Origin of the sequence: Streptomyces sp. P17 (assembly GCF_032436805.1) — a bacterium.
GTDB lineage: Bacteria > Actinomycetota > Actinomycetes > Streptomycetales > Streptomycetaceae > Streptomyces.
The window spans coordinates 1-369 of sequence record NZ_JAVRBF010000430.1 but is presented as its reverse complement, the minus strand read 5'-3'; the positions used below and the strand labels follow the sequence as shown (position 1 = coordinate 369).

Here is a 369-nt window from a genome sequence, read left to right as displayed (position 1 = left end):
TGCACTATCAGTTGCGTCAAGGCAATTTTCCCATACCACATATAGAGGGAACTAAGCCGCGCAAATGGCGTGAAGCCGATGTTGACGCTTTCATTCGCTTTCGTGACGGTGCATAATGCAGCAATACATTCAAGCCGCCGCCTATATTGAGGCGTTAACCGGATTGCCAGCAGATCAAGCACAGGTTTGGTTTCGGTGCATTCACGATACCAACAAAGGTATTCCGGCGCATAAATATTACGGAACAATTGCGCAGCATTGGGAAACCTTGTGTCGTTACAATAATGACGGTTGGGGGATTTTCGTCAATATCAACGTGTTTGCCGAGAACGTGCGCGAACACGAATTGAAAGACGTTTATTATATCCA

At 46.3% G+C, this 369-nt stretch carries 1 protein-coding gene; it reads left to right on the top strand.

What is annotated here, in order from left to right; genetic code table 11:
• Window positions 1-115: 115 nt before the first annotated feature.
• On the top strand, window positions 116-369 hold a 254-nt coding region (locus RMT89_RS41605), incomplete at its 3' end, for a hypothetical protein (protein ID WP_315888950.1).